Genomic DNA, 16,291 nt, shown 5'->3' on the forward strand with positions numbered 1-16,291 from the left:
CAAGGTTAAGAGCGCATGCGAAAAAGATGATTTTGCTGACAAAGGATGATGCGCATAATGACGACCAGAATCATGATTGTATATGACAGTGAAAATGGGCATACCGAACGTCTCGCTCGCTCGATCGCAGAAGGAGCACACCTTGAGCATACGGAAGTGTTGTTAAAGCATGTGAATGAGGCTGATGTGAATGAGCTAGTGAGTGTGGACGCGATTATATGGGGCTGCCCAGGCCATTTTGGTACGATCAGCAGCGGTCTGAAAAGCTGGATTGATAAGCTGGGATATCTGTGGGCGCAGGGCAAGCTGGTGGACAAAATTGGCGCTGTGTTTTGCACAACCGCTACCGTTCATGGTGGATTGGAATCTACGCTTCTGAATTTGATTACTCCGATGCTTCATCAAGGCATGATTATTGTAGGACTGCCCGCTAATATTACGGAAAATGCATTATACGGCTCCTATTACGGCGTAGGGGTAACATGTCCAGTGGAGACAGACCCCAATGGTCCGCCTAATCTTCCAACGGGTGATGATCTTGCACTAGGTCGTTCTTTGGGCAAACGGGTCGCTGAGATAGCGGGACGGTACCGTAGCGCTGAAAGAGAATAGGAGGCTACCGATGACCATTGCTTTTATCGTAGTAGCTGCGGTTGCCTTTATTTTTTTGCTGGTATTTAATACAAAGATGACGCGCAAATCCTCTCCCAAAACTCGCTCCACGGAAGAGGAGTCACGGCAAAGAAGCAAACGTCCTTATCCTGTACAGGTGGAACCCGAGGCACGTGAAAGGATAGATTCTACGCGAGAGATGCCGCATAAGGATATCGACGTCGAAGAACGTTATGCGGAGGAACAACACAAGGTGCCTGATATCCAGACGGATAAGAAGGTAGAAAAGGATCGCGAGAATATCAAAGATGCTTACGGAGATCAGGATTATCGTGCGGCTTTACGTGGTTTTGCCAGGAAGGACGAAGAAAAGGATGGACGTTCCCAAATATCCAATGGAGAGAAGGAGACTCACAAAAGTGAGGACGAGCAGTATCGTGAAGCACTGCGCTCCATGAACCAAAAAAAATGAGGTATCTCCATGTGAACATACTAAAAAGGCTGCTTATCTGTCTGGATTACAGGCAGAAGGCAGCCTTTTTGTGTTGCTCGGCTATAGCCATTCGGTTAGCCCAATCATCGTAATTAAGCCGAGAATAAAAGAGAATGTGGCGATCCGCTGGTTGCCATCCCCGTGACTCTCGGGAATCAATTCCTTGTAGACAATAAACATCATGGCTCCGGCGGCAAAAGCAAGGCCGTAAGGTACCAGTCCGTTCACCCAGCTGCTCAAATAAAACCCGATCAGACTCGTAATGATTTCCACGGCTCCGGTGAGGGTAGCAATGCCCAAGGCCTTGAAACGGCCGATATTTTGATTCACAAGGAACAACGCTACGATAAAGCCTTCCGGGGCATTTTGCAGGCCGATAGAGAAGGCGATCAGATTGCCGAGATTTTGAGTTTCACTTGCATAGCTGACCCCAACAGAGAGTCCTTCTGGCAAATTGTGCAATGTAATAGCTGCGATAATGAGAAAAGATTTGGACTCCAGTTGAAAGGTCTTGGAGTCTGGGTCCTCCAAATCCGCATGGGGAATGTACATTTCCATCACCAGTAATACGAGACAGCCGAGCAGGATTCCCGCAGTCAGCACGAACCAATTGGAATGCTGGATTGCTTCGGGAATGAGGTTATACACGGATGCAGAGGTCATAATTCCTGCGGCATAAGCCAACAGAACATCGCGAAGTCGATGCGTGATATTGCGCATAAACAGTATGGGCACGGCGCCGAGTCCAGTGGACAGGGCAGAAATAAAGCTACCTAAAAAAACGTCATTCATAATCGGGATAATCCCTCCATACCTGATTTATCTTTATACTTCGCTTCATGAAAACTTCATTTGACTGTTTACAGCTATTTCCGCATAATGAAATTAGGATTTAGAATCAGTCTAAGTCATAAGAAGCTACAAAACAAGTGATTCGTTTTTGCAATATCCGGGTGTCCACATTTTGGGATAAGCTTCTGGTGGAATTACTTTTAGAGTATATGCAGCTGCCCAGCGCCCGGTGCCGAAAACTCGTTATATAATACTTATGATATTTTAGGAGGAACCAAGATATGTACAAGTCCATTATTATAGGTACCGGCCCTGCCGGTTTGACCGCTGCAATTTATCTGGCACGCGCTAACATGAGCCCACTGGTGATCGAAGGACCACAGCCAGGCGGACAATTAACCACGACTACGGAAGTCGAAAATTTCCCAGGTTTTCCTGAAGGAATCATGGGACCCGATTTGATGGATAATATGCGTAAGCAAGCGGAGCGTTTTGGCGCTGAATTCCGCACAGGCTGGGTAAACAAAGTAGACACAACGGCTCGTCCATTTACATTGGATGTAGAAGGTTTGGGTGAACTGGTTACTGATACGCTGATTATTTCCACAGGGGCGACTGCCAAATATCTGGGTATTCCCGGTGAACAGGATAATATCGGACGTGGCGTAAGCACTTGCGCAACATGCGACGGCTTCTTTTTCCGTGGCAAAGAAATTGTTGTCATCGGCGGTGGAGACTCTGCATTGGAAGAAGCCAATTTCCTGACTCGATTTGCCTCCAAAGTGACATTGGTGCATCGTCGTGAAGAAATGCGCGCCTCCAAAATTATGCAGGATCGTGCTCGTGCGAACAACAAAATTGAATGGGCGCTTAATCGTACTCCTGTAGAAGTGATTGCGGACGAGAATGGAGTCACTGGCTTGAAAGTACTGAATAATGCAACAGGTGAAGAGGAAATCATTACAGTTAGCGGCGTATTCGTGGCGATTGGTCATCATCCGAATACAGGCTTCCTCGAGGGGCAAATTACAACGGATGCGAACGGTTATATCGTCGTAAATCCGGGTACTTCCGAAACAAACGTGCCAGGCGTATTCGCTTGTGGCGACGTACAGGATACACGCTACAGACAAGCAATTACCGCAGCAGGTAGTGGCTGCATGGCTGCTATGGACAGCGAGAAATACATCGAAAGCTTGGAACACAGCGCACTGGCCCTGTAATGATCCTTGGAAATATGAATAAATATGTTGTAACAAAATAAATGATGAGGTGATATTCATGGAAAAAGCAATAGTATACACATCTACAAACTGCCCGCATTGCCGTCAAGTAAAAAGCTATTTGAGTGAAAAAGGTGTAGAGTACGAAGAACGCAACATTGAAACCAATGAAGCTTTTGCACAAGAGGTTTGGGATATGGGCATTCGTGCCGTTCCATTGACTTTGATCGGGGAAGAACGTATTTCCGGTATGAACAAAACCAAGTTTGAAAAAGTATTGAACGCTTAATCCAACCTAAGAGCAGACGACGGTCCTGTGGATCGTTATAGGGTATAGATAAGGCCTCCATCGCAGTTACATACTGCGGAGGGGGCCTTTTATAGTCCCTAATCTTTTTACAAAGAGAGAATTTTGTCGAAAAGTATTGCATCTGTAGATAATCGGTGCTATATTTTAATTGTAAGCGCTTAAAACCCGGGTTGCTTTTATGTAACAATTCATCAATGCACCATCAATTATGACTTCTAATTAACTAAATAGCACAATATCCAATAAAGGCGTGTTACTGTTCGGCAGGCAAGACCTAGATTGGGTAGGATATTTTTCCCTACCCTTTTTAGGTCTTTTTTTGTTCCTTATTTTAAGAAGGTAGGTGTAACTCATGAATTACAAAGATATCGCACAATCCATTTTTAACAAAGTGGGCGGGAACGATAATATTAACAGTGTCATTCATTGCTCTACTCGATTGCGGATGACGCTTCGTAAGCCGGAATTAGCACAAACAGATGAAATTAAAGCTTTGGACGGAGTTATGGGAGCCGTGAATAGCGGTGGACAATATCAGGTCATTATAGGAAATGATGTAGGCTATGTCTACAATGAGCTAGTCAAATTGCTGGACCCGAATCAATCGTCTTCTGATGAAGCCGAAAAAGTGAAGATGGATCGAAGCTTTAAGGGACTGTTCAATAGTTTTGCGAGCATGATTGCAGGTATTTTCCAGCCTATTATCCCGGCCATTGCTGCATCAGGGATGTTAAAAGCACTGCTCTTGCTATGCACAGTAACCGGAATCATGAGCAAGGAAAGCCAAACGTATATGATCCTTAGTGTAATCTCAGATGCGGCATTTTATTTTCTGCCTATGCTGCTGGCTTTCTCCAGCGCGCAGAAATTCAAGACTAATCCATTCGTATCCGTACTCCTAGGGGGTGTGTTACTTCATCCGAACTTAATCAGTTTGCTAGGAGGTGAGAAAGCTGTCACATTTGCCGGCCTGCCCGTAGCATCGGTACAATACGCTACCTCCGTTATTCCTATTATTTTGACCATATGGCTTATGTCATACATTGAGAAATTTGCTGATAAAATCTCTCCCGGACCTGTGAAAATATTTCTAAAACCATTAATCGTCATTCTGATTGTCGCACCTGTTTCTCTCATTGCCTTAGGACCTCTAGGTACGTATTTGGGCTTAGGTATGTCCAACGGTGTATTCTGGATTCAGGAACGAATCGGCTGGCTTACAGTCGTATTGATGTCTATCGTGATGCCGCTAATCGTCATGTTCGGCATGCACAAAGTATTCTATCCTATTATTTTTGCTGCCCTGGCTTCACCAGGATATGAAACATTGGTACTGGTTGCCATGTTGGCTTCCAATATGGCCCAAGGCGCGGGTGCATTTGCCGTCTCGCTGAAAACGAAAGATCCCAAGTTCAAACAAATTGCTTTGTCCGCAGGTATTTCAGGGGTATTCGGCATTACGGAACCCGCTTTGTATGGCGTACATTTACGCCTGAAAAAAACACTGTTCGCCTGTATGATTGGAGCCGGGGTTGCCGGGTTGTTTGCAGGTCTTATGAATTTAAAAGCTTATGCAGCTGTGGGTCCAGGTTTTGCATCACTGCCGATGTTTATCAGTGAAGATCACTCTAACCTGGTATATGCGCTTATTACGATGGCCATTTCGATCATTGTGACGTTTATTGCAGTTTATGTGATCGGCTTTCAAGATACGGTTACCGAACCGGCTAAAATAGAAGCTCGTCCCGAGCCTGCTAAAGTACAAAGTATAAGTAAAAGCTTCAAGTCTAAAACCGTTATTTTCGCACCTATGGAGGGCACCGTTATTCCCTTACAGCAGGTTAAAGATGAAGCATTCTCTCAGGAAGCGATGGGCAAAGGGATGGCTATTCAACCAAGTAGCGGAAAAGTGGTCGCACCTTTTGACGGCATCGTAGCAAATGTATTCCGCACCAAGCATTCTATAGCCCTAAAATCAGTTGAAGGCGTAGAACTGCTCATTCACATCGGTTTGGATACTGTTAAGCTGAAGGGCCAGCATTTTACTGTGCATGTACAGGAAGGGGACGAAATTAAGCATGGACAACTTCTGATTGAATTTGAACTTGAAGCCATACAAAGAGCGGGGTATGATACGATAACTCCGATTATTGTGACCAACACGGCGGACTATCTGGAAATCATGGGTCATGAAAGTTCAGAAAAGACAGGGCCGGAGAAGCCTCTGATTACTGTACTTTAACAGTTGTGTTTGTTGGGGGAATCAAGCCTGGAAAGTGAGAGGTCGTTGGATATGAAAGTAATTAAAGTTCTCAATACGAGTATTGTTCTTGCCAAACGTGAGGATCACAAAGAAATTATCGTGATGGGGAAAGGTATCGGCTTTAAAAGCAAACCTGGTGACTTCGTCGATGAGAACGAGATTGAAAAGATATATGTTCTTGAAAATGAAAGCATGTCTTCCGATCTGACAGCGCTAATGAAGGAAACGCCCAAAGAGTATTTGATTCTGGCAGACGAAATCATCTCTTATGCCAAAAATACACTATCCAGTCACTTGAATGAGCATTTATATGTATCCCTGACAGACCATCTGTATATGGCAACCAAACGATTTAAAGAAAATATGAAGATTCAGAATCGGATGTTGTGGGAGGTCAAAAAGTTTTATCCAGAAGAGTTCGGTATTGGCTTGTATGCGCTCACCTTGATTGAAAAGCGTATTGGTCTAGATCTGCCTGAAGAGGAAGCGGCGAATATCGCCTTTCATTTGGTTAATGCTCAACAGACCGATAACAATATGAACCAGGTTTTATTGATGACCAATACGGTCAAAGACATTTTGAACATCATTAAACTGCATTACCAAATCGAACTGGATACCCACAGCATCAACTATTCGCGTTTTCTAACGCACCTTCAATTTTTTGTTCAGAGATTACTCGAACATAAAATGTTGGATTCTCAAGATCCAGAATTAATGAGCCAAATTGTGAACAAGTACCCTGAAGAAGAGAAGTGTGCGTTATCGATTCAACAATATATTGAAGCCAAATTCGAACTTTTGATCCCAGATGAAGAACTCATGTATCTGATCATTCACTTAAAACGAGTCATAAGTAGAAATTAAAGAGGAGGAGCTAGAGATGACAGAAATGAAAAGAACATTTCCGAAAGGTTTTTTATGGGGAGGTGCGGTAGCCGCAAATCAGGTGGAGGGCGCCTGGAATGTCGATGGTAAAGGGATATCTACAGCAGATATGGCTATTTACAAAAAGAATGTGAGCAAAGCTGATTATAAAAAACACAATTCAATGACTGAGGAACATATCCAAAAGGCGATGCAGGACACGTCAGATCATGATTATCCCAAACGTCAGGGAATTGATTTTTATCACCGCTATCCCGAAGATTTAGCATTGTTTGGTGAAATGGGATTTAAAACATTGCGAGTTTCTATTGCTTGGACGCGTATTTTTCCCAACGGAGATGAGGACAAGCCTAACGAGGCAGGACTGCAATTTTATGATCGGCTGTTTGATGAAATGCATAAAAACGGGATAGAGCCACTTGTCACCCTGTCCCATTACGAAATGCCGATGTATCTTGTAAACCATTACGGGGGCTGGACCCAACGGAAAGTTGTAGATTTCTTTATCCATTTTTGTAAGACTGTATTTAAAAGATACCAAAATAAAGTAAAGTACTGGATCACTTTTAATGAAATAGATAGTATCGTGCGCCATCCGTTTACGAGCGGTGGTATTTTACCAGAGCGCTTTGAAAATGTAGAGCTAGCGGTTTATCAGGGTCTGCATCATCAATTTATAGCTAGTGCTCTGGCCGTAAAATACTGCCACGAAATCATTCCGGATTCTAAAATCGGTTGTATGTTAACCCGGCTAACGACGTATCCGCACACCTGTAATCCGCAGGATATTCTGGCAGCATTTAAAGATAATCAATTCAACTATTTTTTCACGGATGTACAGGTTCGCGGAGTGTATCCCCATTATATGAAACGCTTCTTCCGTGAAAAGGAAATCGTGATTGAAAAGCTCGAGGGTGACGATGAAATTTTGAAAACACATCCGGTGGATTTCATTTCCTTTAGTTACTATATGTCGTTGGTTGCTAGTGCGGATAGTGAAGGCATGGAAAAAGTCAGTGGGAATACGATTGGCGGCGTTAAAAATCCTTATCTGGAAACGAGTGATTGGGGCTGGCAGGTTGACCCGGTCGGCTTGAGACTTTCTCTGAATGAGCTCTACAGCCGCTATGAAGTACCGTTGTTCATTGTAGAAAATGGCTTGGGGGCATACGACAAGGTGGAGGAAGATGGTAGTATTCAGGATGATTATCGTATTGATTACTTCCGCGCACATTTTGAACAAATGCATGAAGCGATTCTAGACGGGGTTGAACTCATGGGTTACACCAGCTGGGGAGCGATCGACTTGGTCAGTTATTCCTCATCTGAAATGGAAAAAAGATACGGATTTATATATGTGGACAAAGACAATGACGGTAACGGGACACTTGAAAGAAAACGAAAAAAGAGCTTCTACTGGTATAAGGATGTTATCTCCAATAACGGGTTGTAAGAAGAAAATTTTCCGAAATTCCGAGAAAAGTGGGCGTACAGGAACCTAAGTGTTCCCGTACGCTTTTTTTTCTTATAAAGACACGCGTACTCGCCCCAGAAAAGGAGCTGTTGCTGCATAGGCGGCACCTAGCATCGTCGAACGGCTGCCAAGCGTGGAGAAACGAATCTGTAGTTGCCGACGGTGATAGGGCAGGGCACGTTCGTCAATCACATCACGCATGCTTTGCTCCAACCAAGGTCTGGCTTCCGCCAGTGGACCGCCGATGATAAGCATTCCGGGGTTGAGGCTGTTCACAATGTTGGTAATACCCACACCCAAATATCGCCCAATATCATCAAGGACGCTTAATGTAATTGCTTCACCTTGCTGAGCAAATGGCAGTAATTCCGCTGTATTCTGTGCAGGCAGTTTCAATGTGGATGCTACATACGCCTTCTCTGAAGCATAGAGTTCCCAGCAGCCGCGACTACCGCAGGAGCAGAGTCGTCCGTTCCAATCAATGGTCATATGACCCGTCTCTCCGGCGTACCCCCAAGCTCCTTGATACGGTTTGCCATCAATGATAATCCCGGCCCCGATCCCGGACCCTGCACTGATGTAGACCAGATCCCGCACCTGCTGTCGGTGATCGCCGTCCATACCATAGTACAACTCGCCCTGTGCGCCGACGTTAGCTTCGTTATCCACTACGACGGGCAGACCTAGCTCGGCCTCAAGTTGCTGCCGCAGCGGAACCTCTTCCCAGCCCAGATTGGGTGCAAACAAAACGGTTCCGGTTTCATCTACCATACCCGGCACCCCCAGCCCAATGCCGACAATACCGTGAGGGGAGGGAGGAGTGGCCTGCATGAGCTCCTGAACGAGCTTTCGAATCTGTTCCATAACAAAGGCGGGATCATGCTGAGTAAGGGAAAGGGTAAGCTCAGTTTCAATGGTACCTGCCAGATCAGTCAGAGCGCCCTTGATGTACTGTACGCTCACCTCAATACCGAGTACAAAGCCTGCACGGCTGTTGAACAGCAGCATTAAAGGCTTACGCCCGCCGCTGGATTCCCCTAATCCCGTCTCATATACAAGTCCATCGGTGATGAGCTCTGCCACCAGATTGGAAACGGTAGCCTTGTTTAATCCAGTTTGACTGGATAACTGTGCCCGGGATAGCGGAGCATGAAGGCGAATACGCTCCAGCACAATAGATTTATTTAGCTTTTTGACAAGCGCCTGATCGCCAGTGACATTCATGGTTAATTCACTTCCTGTTGGTGTAATTCCTAATATTATATCATAAAAACAAACTTAGTTTAAGCAATAGACAAAGTCTTTTGGCTGTGCTAGAATCGTTTTTGTAAACGTTTACTACAAAGGAGGAACTTATAATGGCTTATTTCGAACAGGTATCTAAAATTAACTTTGAGGGCAAGCAATCCGACAATCCTTTTGCGTTCAAATTTTATAATCCACAGGAAATTGTAGCGGGAAAAACGATGGAGGAGCATTTGCGTTTTAGCATGGCCTATTGGCATACACTGGTTGCAGGCGGCTCCGATCCTTTTGGTGTAGAAACAGCGGAACGTCCATGGTCCAAGTTTACCGGGCTGGATTTGGCGAAGGCACGTGTGGAGGCTGCCTTTGAGCTGCTGGATAAGCTGAATTTACCTTATTTTGCTTTTCATGATGTGGATATTGCACCAGAAGGCGCGTCATTGAAGGAATTTTACAGCAATCTGGATACCATCGTGGATCTGATTGAGGAACATATGAAAACTACAGGGAAAAAACTGCTGTGGAACACGGCAAACATGTTTAGCCATCCACGTTATTTGCATGGGGCTGCGTCGACTTGCAATGCAGATGTATACGCACACGCAGCTGCTCAGATTAAAAAAGGACTGGAAGTGGGCAAACGTCTGGGCGCAGATAACTATGTTTTCTGGGGAGGCCGTGAAGGCTACGAAACACTGCTGAACACGGATTTGAAGCTGGAGCAGGACAATTTGGGACGTATGTTCCATATGGCCGTAGACTATGCGCGTGAAATTGGCTTTGACGCCCAGTTCCTGATTGAGCCAAAACCGAAGGAGCCAACGAAGCATCAGTATGATTTTGATGCGGCGACGACGATTGCCTTCCTGCAAAAATATGATTTGGATCAGCATTTCAAGCTTAATCTGGAAGCTAATCATGCAACTTTGGCAGGTCATACTTTTGATCATGAAGTACGTGTAGCACGGATTAATGGCATGCTGGGATCACTGGATGCAAATCAGGGAGATTTGCTGCTGGGCTGGGATACGGACGAATTCCCGGTTGATCTGTATGATGCCACACTAACCATGTATGAAGTGCTGCAAAATGAAGGCTTGGGCCGTGGCGGTATCAACTTTGATGCCAAGGTGCGCAGAGCATCATTTGAGCCGGAAGACTTGTTCCTTGCGCACATCGCAGGTATGGATACGTATGCGAAGGGGTTGAAGGTAGCTGCCAAACTGATCGAGGATCGTGTGTTTGAGGACTTTATTGAGAAGCGCTACAGCAGCTTTAAAGAAGGTATTGGAGCAGACATCGTATCTGGAAAAGCAACGCTTGCTTCTCTGGCTGAATATGCTCTGGCGAACGAAACACCACGCAAAAACGTATCCGGTCGTCAGGAATATTTAAAAGCAACATTAAATCAGTACATTTTGGCTGACTAATACCAGGACTTATATATGAAACAACGGCTGCACGATGACAAGGAAGGAGGAACTCCAATGCACGAGAAGCTAAATCAGGAGCAGGAACGCTATGTCATTGGCGTAGATTTGGGTACCAGCGCGGTCAAAACGGTGCTGGTTAACCGCAAGGGGCAGGTAGCTTATGAAACCTCCCAGTCTTATCCGCTCTATCAGCCGAAGGCAGGGTATAGCGAACAGCACCCTGAGGACTGGGTCAGTGGCACGTTAGCATCACTGAAACAGCTTGTGGAGAAGGCTGGAATCGGCGGCACAGATGTCGTGGACGGTATTAGCTTTTCGGGACAGATGCACGGGCTTGTGCTGACTGACAAGGAAGGCCAAGTGCTTCGTCCGGCTATTCTGTGGAATGACACGCGTACAACAGCACAATGCCGTCGTATTGAAGAAAAGCTCGGATCGGAGCTGCTGAACATCGCACGTAATCGCGCGCTGGAAGGCTTCACGCTACCCAAGCTGCTGTGGGTGCAGGAGCATGAGCCAGACGTGCTGGCCCGTGCGGCACATTTTATGCTGCCCAAAGATTATGTGCGCTACTGTCTGACAGGAGAGCTGGCAACGGAGTATTCGGATGCGGCGGGCACGCTGCTGCTGGATATTGCGAACAAGCAGTGGAGCGAAGAGATCGCTGCCGCGTTTGACCTACCGTTGTCGCTGTTCCCGCCGTTGGTGGAATCCTTTGATCAGACGGGTACACTGTTGCCGGAGATTGCGGAGCAGAGCGGGCTTTCGCCTGAAACGAAGGTCTTTGCAGGTGGTGCGGACAACGCATGTGGCGCGATTGGCGCTGGCATTTTGAGCGAAGGCCGCACCCTGTGCAGCATCGGCACCTCAGGGGTTGTACTTTCCTATGAGGAACGCAAGGATATTGATGTACAGGGACGGGCACATTTTTTTAATCATAGTGAGCAGGATGCTTATTATATTATGGGGGTTACGCTCGCGGCCGGATACAGCTTGACTTGGTTTAAGGATACCTTTGCACCAGAGCATTCTTTTGATGCACTGTTGGCAGATGTGAACTCTATTGAACCAGGCAGCCGAGGGCTGCTGTTCACGCCTTATATCGTCGGCGAGCGTACACCTCATCCAGATGCAACCATTCGAGGTAGCTTTATCGGGATGGATGCGGGGCATAAGCTTGCGCATTTTACACGAGCGGTGCTGGAGGGAATTACGTTTTCGCTCAAGGAATCCATTGATATTCTGAGAGGAACGGGCAAAACGGTGAATGAAGTGATTTCCATCGGCGGCGGTGCGCGTAATGAGGCATGGCTGCAAATGCAGGCAGATATTTTTAACGCGGATATCATTAAGCTGGAAAGCGAACAGGGACCTGCCTTGGGAGCGGCCATGCTGGCTGCTTATGGTAGCGGCTGGTTTGAATCTCTGCAAGCGTGCGCTGAAGCTTTTCTGCGTGAAGCAGCGAGATATTCCCCGAACCCAGAACGTGTGGCACAGTATGAAGGCCTATACGAGCTGTACCGTGAAGTTTACTTGCACACGCGAGAGCTAAGTGAGCATTTGGCAGTATATCGCTGAATACGGTGAGCTTTAAGTGTAAATAAGAAGCGGCTTCGGGTGGAAGAACCCCCCCGAGCCGCTTTTTTCATGTGATGATGAGCATGAATTAAATACTTTTCTTGATTTTCGCATGATCTTCATTCATAGAACTTACGGCACAGCCAGGACATGACTTGCTCGACGAACACCCCGCACAGGCGCCTTGACGGCTTTTTCGCAAAAATCGTACCAGCACCCATGCACTATAACCGAGGATCGCCAATAAAATGATGATATTGATCATGGAATTCACTTCCTTTTATTTACTATAGGGCCTGACTTAACCCCAACCTAATAATCTGCCACATTGATAGATCAAAACGGTGATGATATATGCGACGGTCAAAGGATAGATCACAGAAAATGCGGTCCAACGCCACGAAAGGGTTTCTTTTCGAATGACCGCTACCGTAGCCAGACACGGAACATACAGCAGAATGAACACCATAAAGCTAAAAGAGGCAAGCGGTGTAAAGGCCTGTCTGACTTGTAGTTCAAGTCCCTGCATATCGGGAACGTGGTAAATAATATTCATCGTTGATACGACAACTTCCTTGGCCATAAAGCCTGTGAGCAGGGAAGCTCCTGCTTGCCAGGTGCCAAAACCGAGAGGGGCCAGTAATGGAGCGAACCAACCCCCAACGGTGGCAAGCAGGCTGTCATTCATTTCTGCCCCGAAGCCCTGCGGACCGAAATTGGACAAGAGCCAGATGCCAACGGAACCTGCAAGAATAATGGTTCCGGCTTTACGGACGAAGCCTTTGACCTTCTCCCATGTGCTGCGGAATAGTGTAAGAGCCTGCGGCACTCGATAGGGAGGAAGTTCCACGATGAAGAGGGAGGGCTCACCCGACAAAATGGATACTTTGGAAAAAATTTTGGCAAGTATAAGTGAAACGATGATTCCTAACACATACATCAGCATGATGATGCTTGCCGCATGTGTTGGGAAAAACACACCCGCAAACAACGCATATACCGGCAGGCGGGCTGAACACGACATAAAGGGCACCAGCAACGTGGTAATGAGACGTTCTCTGGGCTGTTCAATGGTGCGTGCCGCCATAATCGCAGGGACATTGCAGCCAAATCCGATGATGAAGGGAATGAAGCTTTTCCCGTTCAAGCCTACAGCTTGCATCAGGCGATCCATGAGTATCGTGACCCGTGCCATATACCCGGAGTCTTCAATCACTGAAATTATCAGAAATAAAATAGCAATTTGAGGCAGAAAAACAAGCACACCCCCGACTCCAGCCACGATGCCATCCACGACTAGACTTTGCGTAAAAGCGGACGCGTTCAAGTGAACGAGTAACTCAGAAATCCAAGTGCTGAGTGTCCCTGAAAAAAATCCATCCAGCATATCTGAAAGGATCGTACCCGCCCAATCGAAGGTGAACTTGAAGGTAGCGTACATCAGCAGCAAAAAGATCGGAATCCCCAGATATCGGTGAGTTAATAGTGCATCCAGCCTATCCGTCAGGCTGTGCGGTCTGAGTTTGGAGGTGTCGAGTGCCTTGGTGCACAGATCAGCAATCCATGCTGTTCGTACAGAACGAATACGCTGAGCAGGGGTGATGGCATGGCCTTCACCGAGAAGTTCTTCCTCGCAACGGTGGATGCGTGCAGTTACTTGTTCACGCTGTACCTCATTCGTCATCCATTCCATGACGACAGGATTGCCTTCCAGACATTGCAGTGCGGCCCACCGCAGTTGCGGCACAGGTGCATTTGGCAGCAAGTCGCAAATATCGGTAATAGCAGCTTCAACGGTAGGGCCGTAGTCCAATTGAAAAGCATTGGATGTACGTCTTACCTCCCGAAGAGAAGCGAGCATTTGCTTACTTCCACTGCCTGTACGCGCCACCATAGGAATGATGGGAACGTTCAATTGATCGGCTAACAATTCCTTGTTTACACGAAGACCCGTGGCATCGGCTACGTCAGTCATGTTTAAGCCAAGTACAAGCGGACGGCCATACTCCAGTAGTTGTACGGTCAGATAGAGATTACGCTGGAGCTGGGAGGCATCCACAATGTTGATCAGGGCCGTAGGAGGTTCTTCCAGCAAATATCGAGTTGCGACACCTTCATCCAGCGAAAGAGGGAGTAAAGAGTAGGCGCCCGGCAAATCCACCAATACGGCAGACTTGTCACGCAGGATTCCTGTTTTCTTTTCCACTGTGACGCCGGACCAGTTTCCTACTTCTGCATACGTACGAGTCAGCTTGTTAAATAATGAGGTTTTTCCTGTGTTGGGATTACCGAATAGAGCGATCATGTCCATGTTGGAACAACCTCCAGTTGTTTCACCTGATTTTGACGAAGGCCGACCAGCTGGCCGTTGCATTCAATGACAATAGGACCGCCCAATAAACTGATTTTTTTTAACCGTATGATGGAACCTTCGTTAATGCCCATGTCTGTTAAGCGGCGGCGTAATGAGGGATGAAGAGGGGCGAGAGATTGCAAACGCACAGTCTGACCCAGTGGCGTACGAAGGAGTGAGATACATTCTGGCATGGTGCTCAGCCTTTCTGATCTAGAATGAGAATCAATATCATTTACTTCCGATGCCAGTACCATATCATGAGGAAATCTAGATTGCTGTGATAAAACTCTCTACGAACGAGATGTTTGCTCATTATCCGATCTGTTATATAGCCGAGTATGATGTCATAACCTGTCTTGAACTGCACCCTTACTCGTCTGCAACCGACAAAACTAGAGCGTTTGGGGCAACTGTTTTTATGGTAAGATATAGCTGTTTACAACTATGCTAAGAAGGGCAGGAACGCTCTGTATGAACAGAAAAATCGGGGTTAGGCTTGTAAAATGTCTGGTTGCGGGTGCAGCGCTGGCTGTGTTGCTGCCGCAGGCTGTGGAGTGGGGCAGCAATGTGTATGCGACGTCGGTTAAGCCGGCTCCATCCGTATCATCGCAGCAGCTTCAGAACAAGCTTTTACAGGCAATGGCTACGCGGAGTGAAACGCTGACCTTTACATATCAAGGGCGAGTGAACGGTCTCAAGCAGCAATTACAGACGGCCATCCAACAGGCCATGGAGAGCGATCCGTATGTAAATTATACGATCAAAAGCTACGCATTCAGCTATACAGGCACAACGACCTCCGCTCAGGTTACGATTCGTCTAAGCTACCGGGAGACGAAGGAACAGACAGCATATGTGGATAGCACAGTTAAAGCGGTGCTGGGGGATATTATTACGAAGGGAATGACGGATCATGAGAAGGTAAAGGCCATTCATGATTGGATCGTCGTTCGCCTGAAGTATGATGAAGCACAGCAAAAGTACACAGCCTATGATGGCCTGAAAACGGGAAGCACGGTCTGTCAGGGTTATTCACTGCTGGCCTATAAAATGCTGGAACGTGCAGGCATTACGAACCGGATTGTGGAAGGAAGAGCAGGGGGCCAGCTGCATGCATGGAATCTGGTTTTATTAGATGGTCGATGGTATCACATGGATACGACATGGGATGATCCAACCCCGGATCGCGCGAACGAGGTAAGCACTTCATATTATCTGCTGACGGATACCGAAATGCGGCGGGATCACTCATGGGTTAAGCCGTATCCTCAAGCGAATACATCGTATCGGGAAACCTTATCAGCACTGGTAACTGCCGGAGGATCAAAGGCTGCTGTGTATCAAAAACTGTACAATACCCTCGAATATCCGCTGCAAGACGGCAAGGGTCTGGTTAAATCATCTGCCGACATTAAGGAACAGGTACGTAAGATTGTAAATAAGGGAGGGACGACACTTACCTTTGCCTATCAGGGAACGGAGCGAAGTCTCAAGGAGGATTTACAATCCTTATATCAACTCGGTTTGAAATCCATTTCCTATCAGATTACGGATCTAGGAAGTACCGGCAATCTTCGTGTAACCCTGAAATGGACCTAATCATCTTGCTGTAAAAAGCTACATC

Annotated in this window: 15 protein-coding genes; 10 read left to right on the forward strand and 5 right to left on the reverse strand. The window is 46.6% G+C overall.

The genetic code is table 11. The features are described from left to right. Window positions 1-57: 57 nt before the first annotated feature. Both NLX73_RS19580 and NLX73_RS19585 read left to right on the forward strand, forming a co-directional pair. The gene (locus NLX73_RS19580) at window positions 58-612 is read left to right on the forward strand and encodes an NAD(P)H-dependent oxidoreductase (RefSeq protein ID WP_061828901.1); all 555 of its coding nucleotides are present in this window, start codon (window positions 58-60) and stop codon (window positions 610-612) included. Window positions 613-622: 10 nt separating this feature from the next. Further along, window positions 623-1,084, forward strand: a complete 462-nt coding sequence (locus tag NLX73_RS19585; protein ID WP_254327077.1) for a hypothetical protein — start codon at window positions 623-625, stop codon at window positions 1,082-1,084. A gap of 81 nt (window positions 1,085-1,165) precedes the next feature. On the opposite strand, the gene NLX73_RS19590 is transcribed toward NLX73_RS19585, so the two are convergent. After that, window positions 1,166-1,897 (reverse strand): ZIP family metal transporter, encoded by a 732-nt coding sequence (locus NLX73_RS19590; protein ID WP_061828899.1) that lies wholly within the window; start codon window positions 1,895-1,897, stop codon window positions 1,166-1,168. 281 nt (window positions 1,898-2,178) lie between these two features. Between NLX73_RS19590 and trxB the strand changes: the two genes are divergently transcribed. The 5 genes from trxB to NLX73_RS19615 all read left to right on the forward strand — a co-directional run bounded on the left by trxB (window position 2,179) and on the right by NLX73_RS19615 (window position 8,034). Continuing rightward, window positions 2,179-3,120 carry a thioredoxin-disulfide reductase gene (trxB, locus tag NLX73_RS19595; protein ID WP_023990316.1) on the forward strand — a complete coding sequence of 314 codons (942 nt, stop codon included), beginning with the start codon at window positions 2,179-2,181 and terminating at the stop codon, window positions 3,118-3,120. Window positions 3,121-3,178: 58 nt separating this feature from the next. Next, window positions 3,179-3,409, forward strand: coding sequence for a glutaredoxin family protein (locus tag NLX73_RS19600; protein WP_007432162.1), 231 nt, complete (start codon window positions 3,179-3,181; stop codon window positions 3,407-3,409). Window positions 3,410-3,782: 373 nt separating this feature from the next. Beyond that, window positions 3,783-5,672: a beta-glucoside-specific PTS transporter subunit IIABC gene (locus NLX73_RS19605; protein ID WP_254327078.1), complete on the forward strand. Its 1,890-nt coding sequence runs from the start codon at window positions 3,783-3,785 to the stop codon at window positions 5,670-5,672. A 51-nt stretch (window positions 5,673-5,723) separates the two neighbouring features. Further along, complete coding sequence (gene licT / locus NLX73_RS19610) at window positions 5,724-6,560, forward strand: BglG family transcription antiterminator LicT (protein ID WP_254327079.1); 837 nt, start codon at window positions 5,724-5,726, stop codon at window positions 6,558-6,560. Between the two features lie 16 nt (window positions 6,561-6,576). Continuing rightward, window positions 6,577-8,034 (forward strand): glycoside hydrolase family 1 protein, encoded by a 1,458-nt coding sequence (locus NLX73_RS19615; RefSeq protein ID WP_254327080.1) that lies wholly within the window; start codon window positions 6,577-6,579, stop codon window positions 8,032-8,034. 72 nt (window positions 8,035-8,106) lie between these two features. Here the strand turns inward: NLX73_RS19615 and NLX73_RS19620 are convergent, their stop codons facing one another. Beyond that, complete coding sequence (locus tag NLX73_RS19620) at window positions 8,107-9,279, reverse strand: ROK family transcriptional regulator (protein WP_254327081.1); 1,173 nt, start codon at window positions 9,277-9,279, stop codon at window positions 8,107-8,109. A 134-nt stretch (window positions 9,280-9,413) separates the two neighbouring features. Between NLX73_RS19620 and xylA the strand changes: the two genes are divergently transcribed. After that, on the forward strand, window positions 9,414-10,730 hold the full coding sequence (gene xylA / locus NLX73_RS19625; protein WP_254327082.1) for a xylose isomerase: 1,317 nt from the start codon (window positions 9,414-9,416) through the stop codon (window positions 10,728-10,730). A 57-nt stretch (window positions 10,731-10,787) separates the two neighbouring features. Beyond that, entirely contained in the window at window positions 10,788-12,311 is a 1,524-nt protein-coding gene (xylB, locus tag NLX73_RS19630; protein ID WP_254327083.1) for a xylulokinase, read from the forward strand. A gap of 88 nt (window positions 12,312-12,399) precedes the next feature. On the opposite strand, the gene NLX73_RS19635 is transcribed toward xylB, so the two are convergent. From NLX73_RS19635 to NLX73_RS19645, 3 genes are read right to left on the reverse strand one after another with little or no spacing between them, the layout of a single operon-like run. Further along, window positions 12,400-12,576: a FeoB-associated Cys-rich membrane protein gene (locus NLX73_RS19635; protein WP_081112420.1), complete on the reverse strand. Its 177-nt coding sequence runs from the start codon at window positions 12,574-12,576 to the stop codon at window positions 12,400-12,402. A 36-nt stretch (window positions 12,577-12,612) separates the two neighbouring features. Beyond that, a complete protein-coding gene (feoB, locus tag NLX73_RS19640) occupies window positions 12,613-14,622 on the reverse strand; it encodes a ferrous iron transport protein B (RefSeq protein WP_254327084.1) in 2,010 nt (669 codons plus the stop codon). Next, window positions 14,613-14,858: a FeoA family protein gene (locus tag NLX73_RS19645; protein WP_016820309.1), complete on the reverse strand. Its 246-nt coding sequence runs from the start codon at window positions 14,856-14,858 to the stop codon at window positions 14,613-14,615. Before NLX73_RS19645 ends, feoB begins: the two co-directional genes overlap by 10 nt. 280 nt (window positions 14,859-15,138) lie before the next feature. Here NLX73_RS19645 and NLX73_RS19650 point away from each other — a divergent pair, with 280 nt between their 5' ends. Continuing rightward, on the forward strand, window positions 15,139-16,266 hold the full coding sequence (locus NLX73_RS19650; protein ID WP_165179339.1) for a transglutaminase domain-containing protein: 1,128 nt from the start codon (window positions 15,139-15,141) through the stop codon (window positions 16,264-16,266). Window positions 16,267-16,291 lie beyond the last annotated feature (25 nt).

It is taken from the genome of Paenibacillus sp. CH40 (assembly GCF_024213605.1).
Lineage (GTDB): Bacteria > Bacillota > Bacilli > Paenibacillales > Paenibacillaceae > Paenibacillus > Paenibacillus polymyxa_B.